The following is a 16,287-nucleotide window of genomic DNA, read 5'->3' on the forward strand; positions in this document are numbered from 1 at the left end:
GTCGAGGACGTAGACCATGACGGTCGCCGTCTTCTTGGACGTCTTGCCCGTTGCCTTGATCTGCACGGTGCCGGGCTTCGACATCTTGACGTTGATGCTGAACTTGCCGTTCTTGTCCGTGTAGACCTTCGCGGTCTTGACGACCTTGGTCTTCTTGGAGCCCTTCGCCTTGAAGTAGACGGTGATGTACACCTTCTCCTTCTTGGCGTACTTGCTGCCCTTCGCCTTCACCGTGACGCCGTACTTCACGACGCCCTTGTTGACGACCAGCGACGGCGGCGGCGGCGGGTAGGGCCCGCGCGGAGTGGCCGACGCCGGGCTGGTGGTGAACGCGAGCAGGCCCGCCGTCATCGCCAGCATGGCGACCAGGGCAGACAACACAGCTGAAGCCCGATTGCGGCTCATGACTGCCTCTTTCCATTGTGAAAATGCAGGTATATGTCCAACGATTCGAGTGGTGTTACGTGGCGCACCGATCCCCGGATTTCACGGCCGTCCTCCAGGGCCGTACCCCGGGCGTGGTCCACAACCGGGGCGTCAGCGCGGCCTCGGCCGCGGGCAGAGTGCCGGTCTGGATCGTCACGTCGTACGTCTTGCTGGTTCCGGGTGGCAGGTCCACGGTGACGATGCCCACCCCCCGGCCACGTTCGAGCCCGGTGCCGAACTCCACCTCCTTACCGTTGTGTACGACCCCCACCACGCCGCCACCGGTGGGGCTGAAGATCATGACGTTGGTCCGCGAGGTGTACGGGGCACCGGACAGCGCCATCCCCGTCACGTAGGCGGGCAGACCGCCGCCCGGTGCGGTCGAGCCGACCGTGAGCTTCAGGTGCAGCTCCCGGCCGCCCTCGCCGGTGCACGCGCCGACGCCCAGCTCGGCTGCCTGGGTGAGGTAGTAGCTGAGCTTCGCGCCGCTGCCGTCGTTGAGGAACACGCCCACGGTGGGCGCCGCGCCGTCGTCGGCGGGCAGCCGTCCGGCCAGGACGGTCCCGGCGAGGCTGGCCTGTTCCTGCTGGTGGTTGCTCCACAGCAGCAGCCGGCGTTCGCCGGCCGCGCGGGCCAGTTCGGTGATCATGCCTTGCGGTTCACCCTGGCCCTTGAGCAGCGCTTCGAAGATCGCGCGAGCCGCGCCGGCGAAGTAGGCGTCCTGCTCGGCCGGGTCGGGATACTTCGCGTACGCCTCGCTGAGCAGCACCCGGACCGCGTTCTCACTGGTCAGCGGCGCGCCCTTGGGCACCTTCACCGCGCCGGTCACCCGCAGCAGGTAGGACAGGGCCACCGGGTCGGTGGCCAGCACGCCGTCGACGGCGACGCCGGACCGCTTCTGGTACATGGCCCGGGCCAGCGCCGCCGCGGTGGGGAAGTCCGGGGTGAGGTTCACGTCCGCGGGGAAGACGCCCGGCCGGTCGGTGTACAGCCCGACCATCTCGTCGCCGAGCGGCAGCACCGGGGCGTCGAACACCTTCAGGCTCCCGGTCGCGGTGCCCTGGCCGGTGATGCTGATCGCGCCGCCGTCGGCCCGGAGCACGATGTAGGCGCCGGGCATTCCGCCGGTGGCGCGCACCTCCGCGGGGTTCTGGAACAGCAGCATGTAGGTGCGCGGCCCGTCCGTGCCGAGCATCGGCGGAAGCAGCCGCGCCGCACGGTCGGCGGTCGCGGTCAGGCCCTCCGCCTTGTCCAGGCCGTCGGTCAGCTGCCGGACCGCGTCGCCGAGCTGTCCGACCAGATCATCGGTACGGATCTCCGCCACGTCCGCCTGCGCCCGCCGGATCACCTCCAGCCCCGCGGTGATCCGCGGCCCGGCCGTGGTCAGCGAGCTGAGGTCGATGCGACCGTCGCGTGGGGACAGCGCCGCCGGGTCCAGCCCCGACGCCACGTCGAGCAGCGACGGCAACCCCCGAGCAGCAAGATCATCGAGTACGGCGGACACGGTCCGGACGGCCCGCACGTCGTCGCCGAGGAACGGCAGCCAGCCGGCGACCGTCCAGCCGATCCCGCCGGTCTCCTCCCGCGCCGCCTTCGTCTCGATCTGCAGGGCCGCGAGGGTGCCCTTCGCCGCCGCCACGTCCGCGTTGCGGATCTGCTGCTGCAGCTGCACGAACAGCCCGGCAGCCGTCTGCAGGTGGCCCTTCGCGCGTACCCCCTGCAATCCGACGAGCCCGGCTCCGACCGCCAGCACCAGGGCCAGGCCGGCCGCGATACCCCAGACCCACCGCTTCCGGCGTTTCGGGGCGCCGTGCAGCGGCGCAGCCGTGCGCACCCGGCGTACCTTCTTGAACTTGATCTGCGGCGGAACTCCGACGGCCGGCTCCGGGGGTGTGAAGGCGTAGCGGTCCGGACCGGCGGACTCGCTGCCGGAATGATCTGCGTTCTGCACAGCTGGTATATCCCCTTGGGATGACAGATGCGCACCAAGCGCATCAGAAGATGAATAAGACGCTCCGCGCAGAAGCGCAAGGTGACGCGGCCGTTGCTGGCCGAGGCTCAGCCTTTTTTGGCTAACGGCGTGGCCGTCCAGGGGGTGTTCGGCTTACCCCTTTGTAGTGAATTTCGTGGCGGATCGCAGGGCGGCCGAATCGTTTAGGGCAAGTCCGATACCCCGTCCGCCGGGACTCGTTGGTCGTCAGAGAATCGATCGTTTCCCAGCGATGCCCGCCGTCGGCGGGTGAACGGGAGGAACCTCCTTTGTTGCCCTCGCTTTCCGACCAACGCTTCCTGATCACCGGTGGCACCGGCTCGTTCGGACAGACCATGGTGGCGAGACTGCTCGCCGCCGGCGCCGGTGAAGTCCGGATCCTCAGCCGGGACGAGGCCAAGCAGGACGACCTGCGGCGCCGGCTGCGCGACGACCGGGTCCGCTTCTACGTCGGCGACGTCCGCGACGCGGACTCCGTCGGCAAGGCGGTGCGCGGAGTCGGGTACGTCTTCCACGCCGCAGCCCTCAAGCAGGTGCCCAGCTGCGAGTTCTTCCCGATCGAAGCGATCCGCACCAACGTGCTGGGCAGCGCGAACGTGATCGACGCCTGCGAGCGCCACGAGGTCCGTTCCGCGGTCTTCCTCAGCACCGACAAGGCCGTGCAGCCGATCAACGCCATGGGCATGAGCAAGGCGCTGATGGAGAAGGTCGCCCAGGCGCACGCCCGCAACAACCCGACCGCCGCGACGAACGTGTCGTGCGTCCGGTACGGCAACGTCATGTACTCGCGTGGCTCGGTGATCCCGCTCTTCATCGAGCAGATCAAGGCCGGCGAACCGATCACCGTGACCGAACCGAGAATGACTCGATTCCTGATGTCGCTGTCCGATTCGGTGGACCTGGTCGAGCACGCATTCACCCACGCGACCCCCGGCGACATTTTCATCCGTAAGGCGAGTGCCAGCACGGTCGCCGACCTGGGTGAGGCGTTGTGCAACCTGTTCGGCGCGCCGTTCAAGATGAACATCCTCGGCATCCGGCACGGCGAGAAAATGGCCGAAACCCTCGCCAGCCGCGAGGAACTGGAACGGGCCACCGACTTCGGAGATTTCTTCCGGGTAGCGATCGACAGCCGCGACCTGAACTACTCGCTCTACACCGATGAAGGTGAACTCGAACGCGAGGCAATCTTCGATTTCGACTCCAACAACGCGCCGCGGCTCAGCGTTCCCGAGGTGGAAGCGTTGCTGCTGACCTTGCCAGAGGTGCGCGGTCAGCTCGCCGCCGCCGGTCGCCCCTTCGAGCCGGTGGCCGCGGCATGACGCGGCCCGTGGTCCTTACCGGTGCCGGCGGTTTCCTCGGCTGGCACGTTCGCGTCCTCGCGAGAGCGCTGCGGATGCCCGAGCCGATCGTCGTCACCCGGGACGTCCTGGCCCAGCCGAATCGGCTCGCCAGCCTGATCAGCGGCGCCGACCGTGTCATCCACATGGCTGGTATCAATCGTGGTGAGCCCAGTGATGTCGCGGAAGGCAACGTCGCACTGGCCCGCCAGTTGACGGCCGGACTCCGTGCGTGCGGAACACCGCCCAAGAAGGTCGTCTACGCGAACTCCATTCAAGCCGGGAACGGCACGCCATACGGCGACGGCAAGGCCACTGCGGCGGTGCTGCTAGCGGAGACCACGCGCTGGTTCGGCTCCGAGTTCGAAGATGTGCTCCTACCGAACCTCTTCGGCGAGCACGGGCGTCCGAACTACAACTCGGTGATCGCCACCTTCTGCCGGCTACTGGCCGACGGCGGCGTTCCGCAGGTCACCGGCGACCGCGAACTCGATCTGCTGCACATCACGGACGCCGCAGCGATCCTCCTCGGGGTGGTCGATGGTGAAGCCGAGGTGCCGATGGCGCGCCGAAGCGTGACACGTCTGGCCGAACAGCTCACTACCTTCGCGGACATCTACCGGACCGGCGAGATTCCGCCACTCGGCAGTCGCTTCGACGTCAGGCTGTTCAATACGTACCGCTCGCAACTTCCCCCTGCACCGCTTCCGCTGGCCAAGCACACCGACGCGCGAGGCGGGCTGGTCGAGGCAGTAAAGGTTCATGGCGGCGGAGGCCAGACCTTCTGCTCGTCGACGGTGCCAGGCGTGACCCGTGGCCAGCATTTCCACCTGGCCAAGGTGGAACGCTTCGTCGTGGTGCGGGGCGACGCCGAGATTTGCCTGCGCCGTGTGCTGCACGACGAGGTCTTGCGCTTCCGAGTGTCCGGAGACGAGCCGGTCATCGTTGATATGCCGACGATGTGGGCACACAACATCACCAACGTCGGCGATGGTGAGCTCACCACGCTCTTCTGGTCGAACGACCTCTTCGACCCGGTCAATCCCGACACGTACCCCGAGCCGGTCTGATGAAGGTCGGCATCGTCTCACAGTGGTACTCCCCTGAGCCCTGGTTCATCCCGCAGAACCTCGCCGCGGAACTCGCGGTTCGAGGTCACGAGGTGCGGGTGCTGACCGGCTTCCCGAACTATCCGGACGGCAAGATCTACGCCGGATACCGGCAGCGGTGGAATGACCGCACGGTCGACGGCAACCTGACCACCAGGCGAGTCCCGCTCTACGCCAGCCACGACTCCTCGGCCGTGCGCCGGGCCGCCAACTACTTCTCCTTCGCCGCGACCAGCACCATGGCCGGTCTGCGATACCTCAAAGACGTGGACGTCGTGTACGTCTACCTGACACCGGCGACGGTCTTCGCCGCGCCGGCCATCCTGCGTCTGCTGCGTGGGACCCCGTCCGTGGTGCACGTGCAGGACCTGTGGCCGGAATCGGTGACCGCGTCGTCCATGGCGCCGAGCGGCGCCGTCGGCAAACTCGCGTACCGCGCTCTCCACCGGATGATGCGCAGCATCTACAGCGCCTCCAGCGGGGTCGTCGCCATCGCACCGTCGATGCGCGACCTGATCATCGAACGCGGCGCCGAGCCGTCGAAGGTCAGCGTCGTGCTCAACTGGACCGACGAAGAACTCTTCCGTCCGGTCGAGCCGAGCGAGTCCGCGAAGCGTGAGGTCAGACGGCAGGGCCGGACCGTAGTGATGTACGGCGGCAACCTCGGCCCGTTCCAGGACATCGAGGGCAGCATCCGAGCCGCCGCCTCGGTCGAGACGTCCAGTGACATCGACCTCGTGTTCGTCGGATCGGGGCTGGTTGAGCAGGAGGCGCGAAACCTGGTCGACCGGCTAGGCGCGGGGAACGTCCGATTCCTGGGACGCCGCCCCCCGAGCGAGATGGCCGACCTGGTGGCCGCCGCCGACTTCCAACTCCTCACGATTCGCGATCTTCCGATCTTCCACGGCGCCGTCCCGTCGAAGCTGCAAGCGGCGCTGGCCTGCGGTGCGCCGGTCGTCGCCGCCGCGCCGGGAGACACGGCGGCTCTGGTCAAGCGGAGCGGAGCGGGCTTCACCTGCCCACCCGAGGACTGGCAGGCGCTCGCGGAACGGTTCGCCCAGGCATCGCGGCTCTCCCCAACGGAGAGAGCCGCGATGGGAGACCGAGCACGTGACGCCTACCGGATCGACATGTCGAAGCGATCCGGCGTCGACCAGCTAGAGAAGGCGCTAGTCGCCGCGGCACGAGAGAGAAGAAAACGATGACCAAGGTCATGACCGTTGTCGGGACCAGGCCGGAAATCATCCGACTCTCCCGAGTCATCAGCCTGCTCGACGAAACCGTCGACCACGTCTTGGTCCACACCGGCCAGAACTGGGACCCGATGCTGAGCGACATCTTCTTCGAGGAGTTGGAACTCCGGAAGCCGGACCGCTTCCTCGGCGTGGACACGTCCTCGCTCGGGCGGGTGCTGGGCGGGGTGCTGGCTGGCGTCGAGGAAGCCATCAAGGAGGAGCGGCCAGACGCGCTGCTGGTCCTCGGCGACACGAACAGCTGCATCGCTGCGCTGATGGCCCGCCGGATGAAGGTGCCGGTCTACCACATGGAGGCCGGCAACCGATGCTTCGACCTGAACGTGCCGGAGGAAACGAACCGGCGCATGGTCGACCACGTCAGCGACTTCAACCTCGTCTATACCGAACACGCGCGGCGCAACCTACTGGCAGAAGGATTGCACCCACGCCGCATCATGCACACGGGGTCACCGATGCGGGAGGTCCTGGACTTCTATCGACCCAAAATCGATGCGAGTAACGTGCTAGACCGTCTGGGTTTGCACTCGGGGGAATACTTCCTCGTTAGTGCACATCGGGAGGAAAATGTCGACGATCCGGAGCGCCTAGATCAATTGTTGGCGTGCCTCCGGGCCGTGCGCGACGGATGGAATCTTCCTCTCGTGGTCTCGACCCATCCGCGTACGCGTAAACGCCTCGCGGGAATAATCAATGATCCCAGTCTCTTCGATGGAATCCGTTTTCTTGAGCCGTTCGGATTCTTCGACTATTGTCATCTCCAATTGAATGCGACGTGTACGCTCTCCGATAGTGGGACCATCGCCGAGGAGTCGGCGATAATGGGATTCCCTGCAATAACTATGCGAGACTCTATTGAGCGCCCAGAAGCTCTCGATAACGCGAACATTCTGATGGTGCGGCTGCGTCCAGAAGAAGTCGTAGCAGGAATTGAAATCGCAACGCGCAAAGAGTATCGCAGGGTTCGCCAGATTCCTCCGGACTATCTAGTCCAAGACTTCGGAAACCGCGTCGTCAACTACGTTGTTTCGACCGCCGCCCTGCACCGGAGCTGGGCGGGGATCAGGGAAATGAGATCTGGAGCGGATATCCGTTGACTGACCGAATCCCCTCGACCACGGACGCCCCGCCGATAGCATCAGTTGAGCGCCCGGCTCAAGCCGGCGTCGCCGTGATCCAGTTCGGAGTTGCTGGCCACCGACTTATGTTCGTCCGCCGACTAGCTAGAAGTCTGCCAGCTCCGATGCTTCTGATCACGCCACCGCATGACGGAGCAAAAGAATTCAGCGTGCATATAAGCGACGAACTCGCCTCCGGGAAGGTGCAACACCTCCCGGTAGGGAAACGCGAGGACCGCGTAGCCAATTTTATCAAGCTGGCCGTTAACGCGGTATTGGAAAAACGAGTCAATCATGTCTTCGTTCTAGACGGCGACACTGTCATAGCGGCGCTGAACCGCTATGCATTGCTTTCTAGGAGACGGGAGCTCCCGCCGCTTTCGATCCTAATGATGCGGACGGCGGCCCCAGCTAGAGGCTTGAGTACTGTTCTTTCGTGGCACATCAAGAAGGCCCTTGTCCTGCTGCTTCCGAGGGTTTGGCCGAACACATCTACATATTTCTTGACGGACGCCTTCGGGCTGATGCGGGAACGGAAAGGGTTCCGCAGCCTCAAGCCAGTTCGTAATCCCCCTCCGGATCTAACCCTTTCGGACAGAGCCTCCATCCGCGAACGCCTGGGCGTCGATAAAAGCACCTTCCTAGTTGGCCTGGTAGGCATGATAAATGCTTACAAGCGTCCCGAGCTCACGCTCGGTGCACTAGAGCTTCTGCCAGCCTCCGCTCAACTACTAATTGCAGGCCCAGCCGATGAGCGCTCCTCGGCCCTAATAGGCAATGCAATGCGTAAGCAGGGAAAGTCAAGGATCAAACGAGTTGATGCCTATCTAAAGGAAGTCGAAATCGGCGAGCATCTCGCAGCCTGCGACGCTGTAGTTTTGACCTACGAGAATGACGATCCAAGCGCCACCCTGATCTCTGCGGTTAGGTTGGGTGTTCCGGTTATTGCCGGTGGGTCACCGTGGCTTACTAAGCTCGTCAGAGAACTAGGCTTGGGCCACGTCGTCGATTTGACTGTCGAGGGAGTTAGGGAAGGGATTGCTGCACTAATGCAGAATCCAACCGTCTTCCAAGGATCAATCCGAAAGGCAGAAGGACTCCTAGACCCTTCGGCCTTTGAAAACACACTTGTTGATGGCCTACCAAGCCGTCGTGGAGAGAGTAGTCCGTCCGGCTTGGGGGATTGAGGTAAGAGTGGGTATCAGCTCCCCGTTCACAGCACTGTTGGTGGACGCAGTTCGTTTCGCCAGGCGGTTGAGAGCGAGGTGCGGCTTCGGCAACAGCATCAGCTATGGCTCGGATTTCGTCGTTGGTCCTTCTTTTCGTCTCGCGCGTGGCCGAACAGTCAAAATCGGCGACAAGGTTTCAATCGGGCGGAACTTCGATTGCATGACCAACGCTGTTATCGGCGACAACATTATGATCTCGAGCTCAGTCGCATTTATTGGCAATGATCACTCTTTTAATGATCCAACCAAAGAAATTCAAAGCCAAGGTCCACTCCCCATACCTACGGTCAGGCTCGACGGGAATAATTTAATTGGGTATGGATCCATAATCCTCGGAGATGTAACGATCGGGCGAGGTGCAATTATAGGTGCTGGCTCGCTTGTGACAAATGATATGCCTGAGGACATGATCTGTGTCGGAAGGCCGGCTCGACCAGTTAAGTCACGCTATGAAGAAGATTGAGACCGAAAACCAGACGGCTGCGAACGTCCTAGTGGTTTATCAGCACCTGCCACATTACAGGTATGGTGTTTTCAAGCATCTGGATCACCACTCCGCTCTAGAAGTAACGTTCATTGCAGACGTAGCGTCCCGGGACGGCTCGATTCCAGCAATCCCGGCATGCAACTTCAAACGGTTCAAGGCTGTCCGAAATATCTGGCGTGGCCAAGCGCTGTGGCAATCAGGTCTGTTGCGGATGCTAATGACGAAGCAGTACCAGATTGTCATTTTCCTAGGCGATGCCGCGTACTTAACGACGTGGCTCGGAGCGATGTTGGCACGTTTGACGAGAAGGCGCGTTTATTTCTGGACAATCGGTTGGCATCGGCCTGAAGGCGGACTGAAGCGGTGTGTACGACTTCTGTTCTACAGAATTGCCCACCGCCTGTTGCTTTATAGTCAGGAAAATGCACGCATCGGCATCGAGGCGGGATATCCCGCGAATCGTATATCGGTAATCGGAAACAGTTATGAGTCGCACCTAACCTCAGCTGAGGCCGAACAGGACGATGCCGATCTAAGAAAGATCTTACCCGCACGCGACGAAACGGTCATCAGCGCCGTGATCCGTGTGGATGACCAACGACGCTTCGATATTCTACTTCGCGCAATCGAGATTCTTGCGTCGAAGGGCAGAGATGTGGTCTTCGTGCTAGTTGGCGAAGGCCAGGCGCGGCCGAAGATCGAACACGAAGCGGCGATCCGTAACGTTGACCTGAGAACTTTGGGCGCAACCTACTCGCGATACGTCCTTGAGCAGGTCTACAGTAGGACTACACTAACTGTTATTCCTGCTAAGGCCGGCCTGACCACGATTCAAAGTCTCTCGTATGGAGTGCCGGTAATAACTAGCGACGCAATTCAAAATCAAGGTCCAGAGACGGCAGCGATTCTACCGGGAGTGACGGGTGACTTCTTTGCGGATGGGTCCGCCGAGGACCTCGCAGTCGTCATCGAGCGATGGCTGCCTAGGCTTGAGCGTGGCCGATCTGATATTGCATCAAGATGCCGGGCCGAGATAGAGGATAACTGGTCTTCCTCGGCGCACGCCCGTCGGATCGTAGAAGCCGTCTTGGGCGATGTAGAGACCAAGCTCGGATGATGAGGGCGCTCGTAAAGCGTCGCCAACAACGCCCGTCTGCCGGAATCCTCGGCGACCGTTCCCCACAGCTGTCGCAAGAGGCAGAACCTAAGCTCGAGGCAAGTTCTAGGCTGCGCAGACTCCTTCGCGGTGTAGCAGTTCTATCTGCGAGTGCTGCGCTTATGCAAGGATTATCACTCGCTGCGCAAGTATCTTTCGCGATTTGGCTGGATCCCGAGGACTTCGGTGCCTGGGCGACCGCTGTATCTGCCACCATCATCCTAACCGGACTTTTGAACTTCGGTGAGGTCAACCTCTATCTGACTCAACGAACCAAAGGGCTCCGCGCGTCACTATCACGGTCGCTTCGTCTGAACTGTCTTCTGTTTATTCCCGGTACCGCAATTGCTCTTGCCTATGCTATTGCTGGGCGCGGTTCAGTGGCTATGTTGATTCTGATCTCTGTCCTGAATCTACCGCTTCTTGGCTGCGTCAACGTGCTTTTCGCCGGCGCTTTGAAGAACGACAAGACACGTTCAGTCGCTTTTGCGCAGGTGGTTGCAGGCATCCTGCGTGCCTTGGTCGGCCTAGCGGTGGCATACTACACCCATTCCGCCTCGGCTTTTGCTGTCTCTATGATCGCCTATTCTCTTATTGTCATTCTTCTACTGCTTCCGAAGTCGAGGTATTGGGAGAGCGCGAAGGAAGAGTGTCCTGAGCGTGTCTCTTTAGGTGAACGGATGCCTTGGGCGGCCCAGAGCGTGGTGCAGCTTGTACCAACCCAGGTAGATACGTTTGTAGCCTCCATGTTGGCATCGCCGGCCACGGTTGGAATCTACTTCATATCGTTCCAATGCACCGCGGGGATCGCAGCACTGATAAGTTCTACGCTCTATCGATCCGCTGTAGCAGAGCTGTCGAGCGCTGGAGATGCTCTCCGTCCAGTCCTGTTTGGCAGGATCGCGCACAGCACCATTCTATTGGTCACGTCGATGATCGCCGTCGGATATATGCTATTGGCGCCCGCAGAGGTGCTCATGCCGAATGAGTGGCACGCCGCGGCCGTCACTTTGATGATTCTATTGGCCTCCCTGCCGTCTCGATTCTTGATCACGTTGGCTGACTCCTATCTTTCGGCTTCTGGGAGAAGTTGGAGGAGCGTGTGGTTGAACCTTGCGGATGTAGCCGGGACTGGCATCGCGGCGCTCAGTGCAATGAATGACGACCCAGCTCTGATAGCGCTGTGTCTTGTTGCATGGAAAGCTGTCCTCTCTACAGTCTGCCTTGGTTTAGTCAATCGCGGACGTCTGAGCTTGCTGACGTTCTACGCAGGAAGCGTGAGTCTCTTGGCGGCCGTTCTGTTGCCGATCGGTGCAGTTACCGCGGGTCCGACCAAGTTTTTCATGGGTGCGTTTGTATTGATGGTTTGCTTGAGCCTCGCCCTGCTTGCATTTATGCCTCAAGTCTTCGGCCTCGTTCGGGTAGCAAAGAAGGCCCGAGTGTGATGAGGGCTCAAGATTTGTGTGTCAATGCGAGTCGCCTCGAAGGCGGTGCAGAGGCTTGGCGCGGTACCGCTCCACTGATGTTGATTCCCCTAGTCCTTCTGGCATACTCAGGCTATTTCAAGGGTATGCCTGGTTTGCGGACCTTACCAATTGACGTGACGCTCCTGCTCGCCGCCGTGTGTGCAGGATTGATCGTGCTGGTTGGTTCGCGGGCTCGATGGGCTGCGCCCACCGTATTGCCGCTCGTTGTTGGCCTGTGGCTTGCGTTCGCCGCGGGCGTCGCCGTGACTTTCGGCAGTGGCATTCCGCTCGAGAAGGCCTTCAACTTAGGCACGGTAACACTCCTCTGTGCAGTGATGCCTTGCTTAGTGTACGGGGGGTTGCAGGCTCAGAGGTGGCTCCTAGGAATCAGCCTCGCCTTGGCTTTTGTAATGGCAGTAGCGACAACCTTGTTCCCCGACCGAATGGCACAGGAGATTTTTGGTCGGCTGAATTTGGATGGTCAGACAGCTATTGGCACTGCGCGCGTCCTCGGCGCTAGCGTCGTGATTGCTGCCCTGATAGCGCTTGGGGGCGGGAAGTACCGTTGGATCTGGTGGGCGGCGGCGGCGGTGGGAACCGCGTTCACATTGGCTGTCGGCAGCCGCGGCCCTATGATCTCTGTTCTTTTTTCGGTCGCCTTTGCTGTCGTGTTGGCGCGGCGGTTTAAGGGACGGAGGGTTTCGGCCTCGGCGCAACTGATTGGAGGGTTCTTAGCCCTAGGCGCTTTCGTGACGGTCTCTCCGACGGCTGCGAGTGATCGGATTCGGCTTTTCCTATTGGGCGACCAAGAGGACGTGGCGAGGGAATATCTGTTCGATGTAGCACTTCGGGAGATTCCCAAGAGCCCGTTCGGAGTTGGTTGGGGAGGCTTCCAGGTCCCTCGGAGTTTTTGGGGAGTTGATGGCGGCACGTCGGTATACCCCCACAACATCTTCCTAGAGATTGCCGTCGAGGGTGGTTGGCTGGCCGCGATTGCATTCGTGGTATTCGCATTCTATGCGCTCGTGGGGTTTATTCGAAATTCGGTCAGCCTCGAATCTGCTGCGCTCTTGGGATTGGGAATCTATTGGTTTTCCGTTGCTCAAACTTCGAGCGACGTTAATGGCAACAGAATGACCTGGGTGATGCTTGTCGTTGGACTTATATCTTGGAAGTCCTCGGATAGGATTAGCGGCTTCCCCATAGAGTCTTCTGGATCGAAGAAGCAAGCTAGTTGGGGTCGAGTTGAGCGTTCACAAGTTGAGCCCCGAAATCGATAGTTCCCCAGAGAGGGCTTTTAAACTGGGTGGGCGGCACGCTCTCTGCCGCGGTTCCGAAAGAGGCTTCTAGCGACCAATCGCCAGCGCGATTTGCGACGTCAGCGGTCGAAGTCACCGCTCTTGAGGCCGTCGAGAAACGCCTGCCAGCCGCGTCGACCGAATAGCAGGACCGGCCCAGCCGGTTCCTTGGAGTCACGGACCGCTATCAGGTTTGGCAGGTTGCTGGCGACCTCGACACAGTCGCCGCCGTTGCCGCTGCTGATGGAACTCTTGCGCCACCTGGCGTTGGTCAAGTCCATTGGTTCGCGGCCTCCGAGATCATCGAGAGAGTCTGCCGCTTGGGCAACGCCTCCGCCCGCACTGCTTCCCATGCTTCGTTCAAGATCCGTACTTCCGCTGCCAGGTCGACCACCGTGCCCTTGATCTGGTTGTCAAGGTAGGCGACGTCGTTCCCTTCGAACGGCGAGGCGAGGACGAACGGACCACTCAGGCCGGTGTAGCCGCCGACTGCCTTCGGTACGACATGGATGTGGATGTTCGGCCGCTCGCCCAACTCGATCAGCCTGTGCAACTGCTCCCGCATGGTCTGTGGTCCGCCGATCGGCCGCTCCAGGACGGTGTAGTCGACGACGGCGACGAGCAACGGCGGAGGTGTTCTGGTCAAAACCTCCTGCCGCGCCATCCGGCCGGCCACGATTTGGTCGACCTCCTCGGCGGGCAGGGGGCTCCCTGTTGCGCAGAGGGCGTACGCATAGTCCTGGGTCTGGAACAGGCCAGGGAGGACCAGCGGTTGGAATGACCGCAGCGCCCGCGCCTCCCGTTCGATCGCGGCCCACTCGCGGAACCAAGGGACCACAGATTCTCGGACGATCGCGTCGCGGATGCGGAGTAGTAGTCCAGCACTGCTCAGCACCTCATCGCACTTCTGGGTGAACTCCCGGCGAGGCGGGCGGCGGCATTGCTCGACTGCGGCCACCAACGATGGAGAGAAATTGATCTTCTCGGCTAGCGCCTCCTGAGAGAGTCCCGCCGCTGTCCGCAGCCTGCGCAGCTCGCCAGCGAACAGGTCCAACATCGGAGGTGGCGCCATCTGCACACTCCTGTACAACGGTGTCGGGAACTCTTACAGGGCGACGGTGTAGGTCTCGATACTTCCGAACCTATCGATAGCCGTACCACCATGTCATCAGCGGCGAGTTGGACCGTGTGGCTCACCCGAAGCCAAGGTCAGACTTCGCGGCCGGGGCCGCCCGACCCCCACTAGGGCGGCCCCTTCGCACTATCCCTGCGAGCACCAGAACCGTGGTCCGTCACGGCCGCAGCGCGGATGTGGACCCATCTGCGCTTCGTGCCGGCGCCTTGCGCGCACGGCGCGATCACGTCAGGTCGCGTGCCCTCTGGGAGAAGCCTTGACCACACACAAACGGCGACATTGGATCTTCGGCCGTCGGCGGTGTCTCTGCGGTCTGGTCTGGCCCTGCGTCGACGCACGGCTCGAACGGGTGCGTCTGCGCTATGCCTCGCGCGGTGCGGGCACCGCCTTGTGGGCGAATCAGGCTACCGCCCTGTATCCCCAGGTTCAGTACGGGCGGGCCGGTCACCTCACGCCGGGGCAGCGGGCCCGGACAACCGACACGCGGCCGTGATGGCTGTCAGCGTGGTGCGGAGTCGCCACGCACGGCGAGGGCGAGCTTGGTCCACTGGTCGGTGTCCAGCGGCGGCGCGTAGCCGTTCTGGCTCAGCCAGGTGGGGTCCTGGTCTCTGCCGCACAGGAGCATTTCCAGGCGGCGGGCGTTGCTGTGGAGGCGGATGTTGGTCCGCGTGCTGCGGAGTAGCCCGGTGACGAGTGTGCGGGTCGGCCGGTAGGGCAGGTGGATCGGCTCCTTGCCGCCCAGGATGCGCAGCAGGGAACCGGTGGTCATGCCGTTGTGCGGATGCAACAGGATGCGGGGTACGGGACCGGCGAACCTGCTGACGAAGAGCAGGGCTTCGGCGGTTTCCTCGACCAGCGCCTGTGGGGTGGGGTTCGAGCCGTCTCCGGCAACGCAGGCCGCTAGCGACTGGGCGATGGTGACGATCGCCCGGGTGTTCGACTGGCGGGGGCCGTGCACCCCGGCCGGCCGGTAGATGACCGTGTTCGGGTCGGTCTCCGTCAGCAGCAGCCGTTCCCCGATGGCGCGGGAGAGCGAGTACGCGGAGAACGGTGTGACCCGGTCGGATTCGTCGAGCCGGTCGTTGGCCTGCACGGAGATGGAACTGACGTGGATGTAGCGCGGCACTCCGGCGGCCGCGGCGGCTCGTGCCGCCACGAGTGGCATGAGGGCGTTGGCGCCGAAGATGTCCGGGGTGGCCGGCGAATCCGCCTTGGCCATGCCGGCCGCGTTGATGACGACGTCCGCCCCGGAGAGCGCCGCCGCCAGCGAGTCGATCTCCTGCTGCGGGAGGTGTGGCGCACGGGTGTCGACCGACGTGGGCAGCTCCGGCTGCCACCGCAGGCGAGGGGCCCGGATCGATCGGTACGCGTGGTCGGACTTCTCGAGCCGGGCGATCACCGCACCGCCGATGAAGCCGCTGGCGCCGATCACGGCGATGCGTTCACCCATGGTTGTCCACTTCGATCTGGTAATCGACTGCGTCGATCGAGCCGTCCGCGAGGACGATCTCCGGCCGGCCCGAACGTGGCTGGTGTGGCACGGCGGACCACACGCGCAGCACGGTGTCGTCGCGCCGGACGAAGGCCCCGGGGTAGGGCCGGCAGGTGGCGCGGACCAGCGTCAGGGCCTGGTCGACGGTCAGGTCCCGGCGGATCTCGCCGTCGGCGGGGGACCGGCCGGGCCAGGAACTTCCGGCGGCGGGATCCTGACAGACTAGGGGGAGCCGGTCGGTGACCAGGCCGGGCCAGGCGTCGGCGAGCAACGTGCTGTGGGCGCGTTCCACGTCGGCGTACAGCTCGGTCGCGGTGATCGTGTCGTGCATCGGGATGCGCTGCTGCGCCACGATCGGTCCGGTGTCCACGCCCTCGTCCAGCTTGAAGAGGGTGACTCCAGTCTCCGGCAGGCCCTTGAGGATGGCCCACGGCACCGCGGCCCGGCCGCGGCCCTCCGGCAGCAGCGTCGGGTGCATGCCCAGCACCCCGCGGGTCGGCGCGTCCAGCAGTTCGCGGCGGGCGATCTGGGACCAGCCGATGATGAACAGCCAGTCGATGCGGCGTTCGCGGACCGCGTCGATGACCGCGGCGTCGTTGACGTTCGGCGCCTTCACCAGGTCGATGCCGTGCCGGGCGCTGAAGTCGTCCAGGTAGATCCGGCCGGACTTCGCGGTCGCCCGGTCGTCCGGCAGGGTGACCGCCAGGTCGAGCGATCCGCCCACCTTGTAGATGGTTTCCATGCAGGTCAGGCCGAGCTGCACGCAGGTGACGAAGCCGAATCGCATG

At 62.9% G+C, this 16,287-nt stretch carries 15 protein-coding genes; 9 read left to right on the forward strand and 6 right to left on the reverse strand.

Annotation, left to right across the window (positions count from 1 at the left end; all coding sequences use genetic code 11):
* Positions 1–405: hypothetical protein (locus tag LDL48_RS10355; protein WP_225254830.1), on the reverse strand; the 405-nt coding region annotated here is incomplete at its 3' end.
* 55 nt (positions 406–460) lie between these two features.
* Positions 461–2,377, reverse strand: a complete 1,917-nt coding sequence (locus LDL48_RS44445; RefSeq protein WP_225254831.1) for a DUF4012 domain-containing protein — start codon at positions 2,375–2,377, stop codon at positions 461–463.
* Positions 2,378–2,688: 311 nt separating this feature from the next.
* Between LDL48_RS44445 and LDL48_RS10365 the strand changes: the two genes are divergently transcribed.
* From LDL48_RS10365 to LDL48_RS10405, 9 genes are all read left to right on the forward strand, one after another.
* Complete coding sequence (locus LDL48_RS10365) at positions 2,689–3,738, forward strand: polysaccharide biosynthesis protein (RefSeq protein WP_255627932.1); 1,050 nt, start codon at positions 2,689–2,691, stop codon at positions 3,736–3,738.
* On the forward strand, positions 3,735–4,826 hold the full coding sequence (locus tag LDL48_RS10370) for a polysaccharide biosynthesis C-terminal domain-containing protein (RefSeq protein ID WP_225254833.1): 1,092 nt from the start codon (positions 3,735–3,737) through the stop codon (positions 4,824–4,826). The genes LDL48_RS10365 and LDL48_RS10370 overlap by 4 nt, the downstream gene beginning before the upstream one ends.
* Entirely contained in the window at positions 4,826–6,070 is a 1,245-nt protein-coding gene (locus LDL48_RS10375) for a glycosyltransferase family 4 protein (RefSeq protein ID WP_225254834.1), read from the forward strand. The genes LDL48_RS10370 and LDL48_RS10375 overlap by 1 nt, the downstream gene beginning before the upstream one ends.
* Positions 6,067–7,215 (forward strand): non-hydrolyzing UDP-N-acetylglucosamine 2-epimerase, encoded by a 1,149-nt coding sequence (wecB, locus tag LDL48_RS10380; protein ID WP_225254835.1) that lies wholly within the window; start codon positions 6,067–6,069, stop codon positions 7,213–7,215. Before LDL48_RS10375 ends, wecB begins: the two co-directional genes overlap by 4 nt.
* Complete coding sequence (locus LDL48_RS10385; protein ID WP_225254836.1) at positions 7,212–8,423, forward strand: glycosyltransferase; 1,212 nt, start codon at positions 7,212–7,214, stop codon at positions 8,421–8,423. Before wecB ends, LDL48_RS10385 begins: the two co-directional genes overlap by 4 nt.
* Positions 8,424–8,463: 40 nt before the next feature.
* Entirely contained in the window at positions 8,464–8,928 is a 465-nt protein-coding gene (locus LDL48_RS44450) for an acyltransferase (RefSeq protein ID WP_225254837.1), read from the forward strand.
* Positions 8,915–10,069: a glycosyltransferase gene (locus LDL48_RS10395; protein WP_225254838.1), complete on the forward strand. Its 1,155-nt coding sequence runs from the start codon at positions 8,915–8,917 to the stop codon at positions 10,067–10,069. The genes LDL48_RS44450 and LDL48_RS10395 overlap by 14 nt, the downstream gene beginning before the upstream one ends.
* The gene (locus LDL48_RS10400; RefSeq protein WP_225254839.1) at positions 10,069–11,553 is read left to right on the forward strand and encodes a lipopolysaccharide biosynthesis protein; all 1,485 of its coding nucleotides are present in this window, start codon (positions 10,069–10,071) and stop codon (positions 11,551–11,553) included. Before LDL48_RS10395 ends, LDL48_RS10400 begins: the two co-directional genes overlap by 1 nt.
* Before the next feature lie 155 nt (positions 11,554–11,708).
* Positions 11,709–12,854: an O-antigen ligase family protein gene (locus LDL48_RS10405; protein WP_225254840.1), complete on the forward strand. Its 1,146-nt coding sequence runs from the start codon at positions 11,709–11,711 to the stop codon at positions 12,852–12,854.
* Between the two features lie 98 nt (positions 12,855–12,952).
* Here LDL48_RS10405 and LDL48_RS10410 read toward each other — a convergent pair whose 3' ends face one another.
* From LDL48_RS10410 to LDL48_RS10425, 4 genes are all read right to left on the reverse strand, one after another.
* Positions 12,953–13,153, reverse strand: coding sequence for a DUF397 domain-containing protein (locus LDL48_RS10410; protein ID WP_225254841.1), 201 nt, complete (start codon positions 13,151–13,153; stop codon positions 12,953–12,955).
* Complete coding sequence (locus tag LDL48_RS10415) at positions 13,144–13,929, reverse strand: helix-turn-helix domain-containing protein (protein ID WP_225254842.1); 786 nt, start codon at positions 13,927–13,929, stop codon at positions 13,144–13,146. Before LDL48_RS10415 ends, LDL48_RS10410 begins: the two co-directional genes overlap by 10 nt.
* A 577-nt stretch (positions 13,930–14,506) precedes the next feature.
* Positions 14,507–15,457, reverse strand: coding sequence for an NAD-dependent epimerase/dehydratase family protein (locus LDL48_RS10420; protein WP_225254843.1), 951 nt, complete (start codon positions 15,455–15,457; stop codon positions 14,507–14,509).
* Positions 15,450–16,286: a formyltransferase family protein gene (locus LDL48_RS10425; protein WP_225254844.1), complete on the reverse strand. Its 837-nt coding sequence runs from the start codon at positions 16,284–16,286 to the stop codon at positions 15,450–15,452. Before LDL48_RS10425 ends, LDL48_RS10420 begins: the two co-directional genes overlap by 8 nt.
* Between the last annotated feature and the right edge of the window lies 1 nt (position 16,287).

The sequence above is a fragment of the Jidongwangia harbinensis genome, from assembly GCF_020216025.1.
GTDB lineage: Bacteria > Actinomycetota > Actinomycetes > Mycobacteriales > Micromonosporaceae > Actinoplanes > Actinoplanes harbinensis.

What these genes read in the sequence shown, in the direction of transcription:
- LDL48_RS10395 (WP_225254838.1), top strand. Translation starts at nt 8,915, where the DNA reads ATGAAGAAGATTGAGACCGAAAACCAGACGGCTGCGAACGTCCTAGTG.
- LDL48_RS10425 (WP_225254844.1), bottom strand. Translation starts at nt 16,286, where the DNA reads ATGCGATTCGGCTTCGTCACCTGCGTGCAGCTCGGCCTGACCTGCATG.
- LDL48_RS10375 (WP_225254834.1), top strand. Translation starts at nt 4,826, where the DNA reads ATGAAGGTCGGCATCGTCTCACAGTGGTACTCCCCTGAGCCCTGGTTC.
- LDL48_RS10370 (WP_225254833.1), top strand. Translation starts at nt 3,735, where the DNA reads ATGACGCGGCCCGTGGTCCTTACCGGTGCCGGCGGTTTCCTCGGCTGG.
- LDL48_RS10400 (WP_225254839.1), top strand. Translation starts at nt 10,069, where the DNA reads ATGAGGGCGCTCGTAAAGCGTCGCCAACAACGCCCGTCTGCCGGAATC.
- wecB (WP_225254835.1), top strand. Translation starts at nt 6,067, where the DNA reads ATGACCAAGGTCATGACCGTTGTCGGGACCAGGCCGGAAATCATCCGA.
- LDL48_RS10420 (WP_225254843.1), bottom strand. Translation starts at nt 15,457, where the DNA reads ATGGGTGAACGCATCGCCGTGATCGGCGCCAGCGGCTTCATCGGCGGT.
- LDL48_RS10415 (WP_225254842.1), bottom strand. Translation starts at nt 13,929, where the DNA reads ATGTTGGACCTGTTCGCTGGCGAGCTGCGCAGGCTGCGGACAGCGGCG.
- LDL48_RS10410 (WP_225254841.1), bottom strand. Translation starts at nt 13,153, where the DNA reads ATGGACTTGACCAACGCCAGGTGGCGCAAGAGTTCCATCAGCAGCGGC.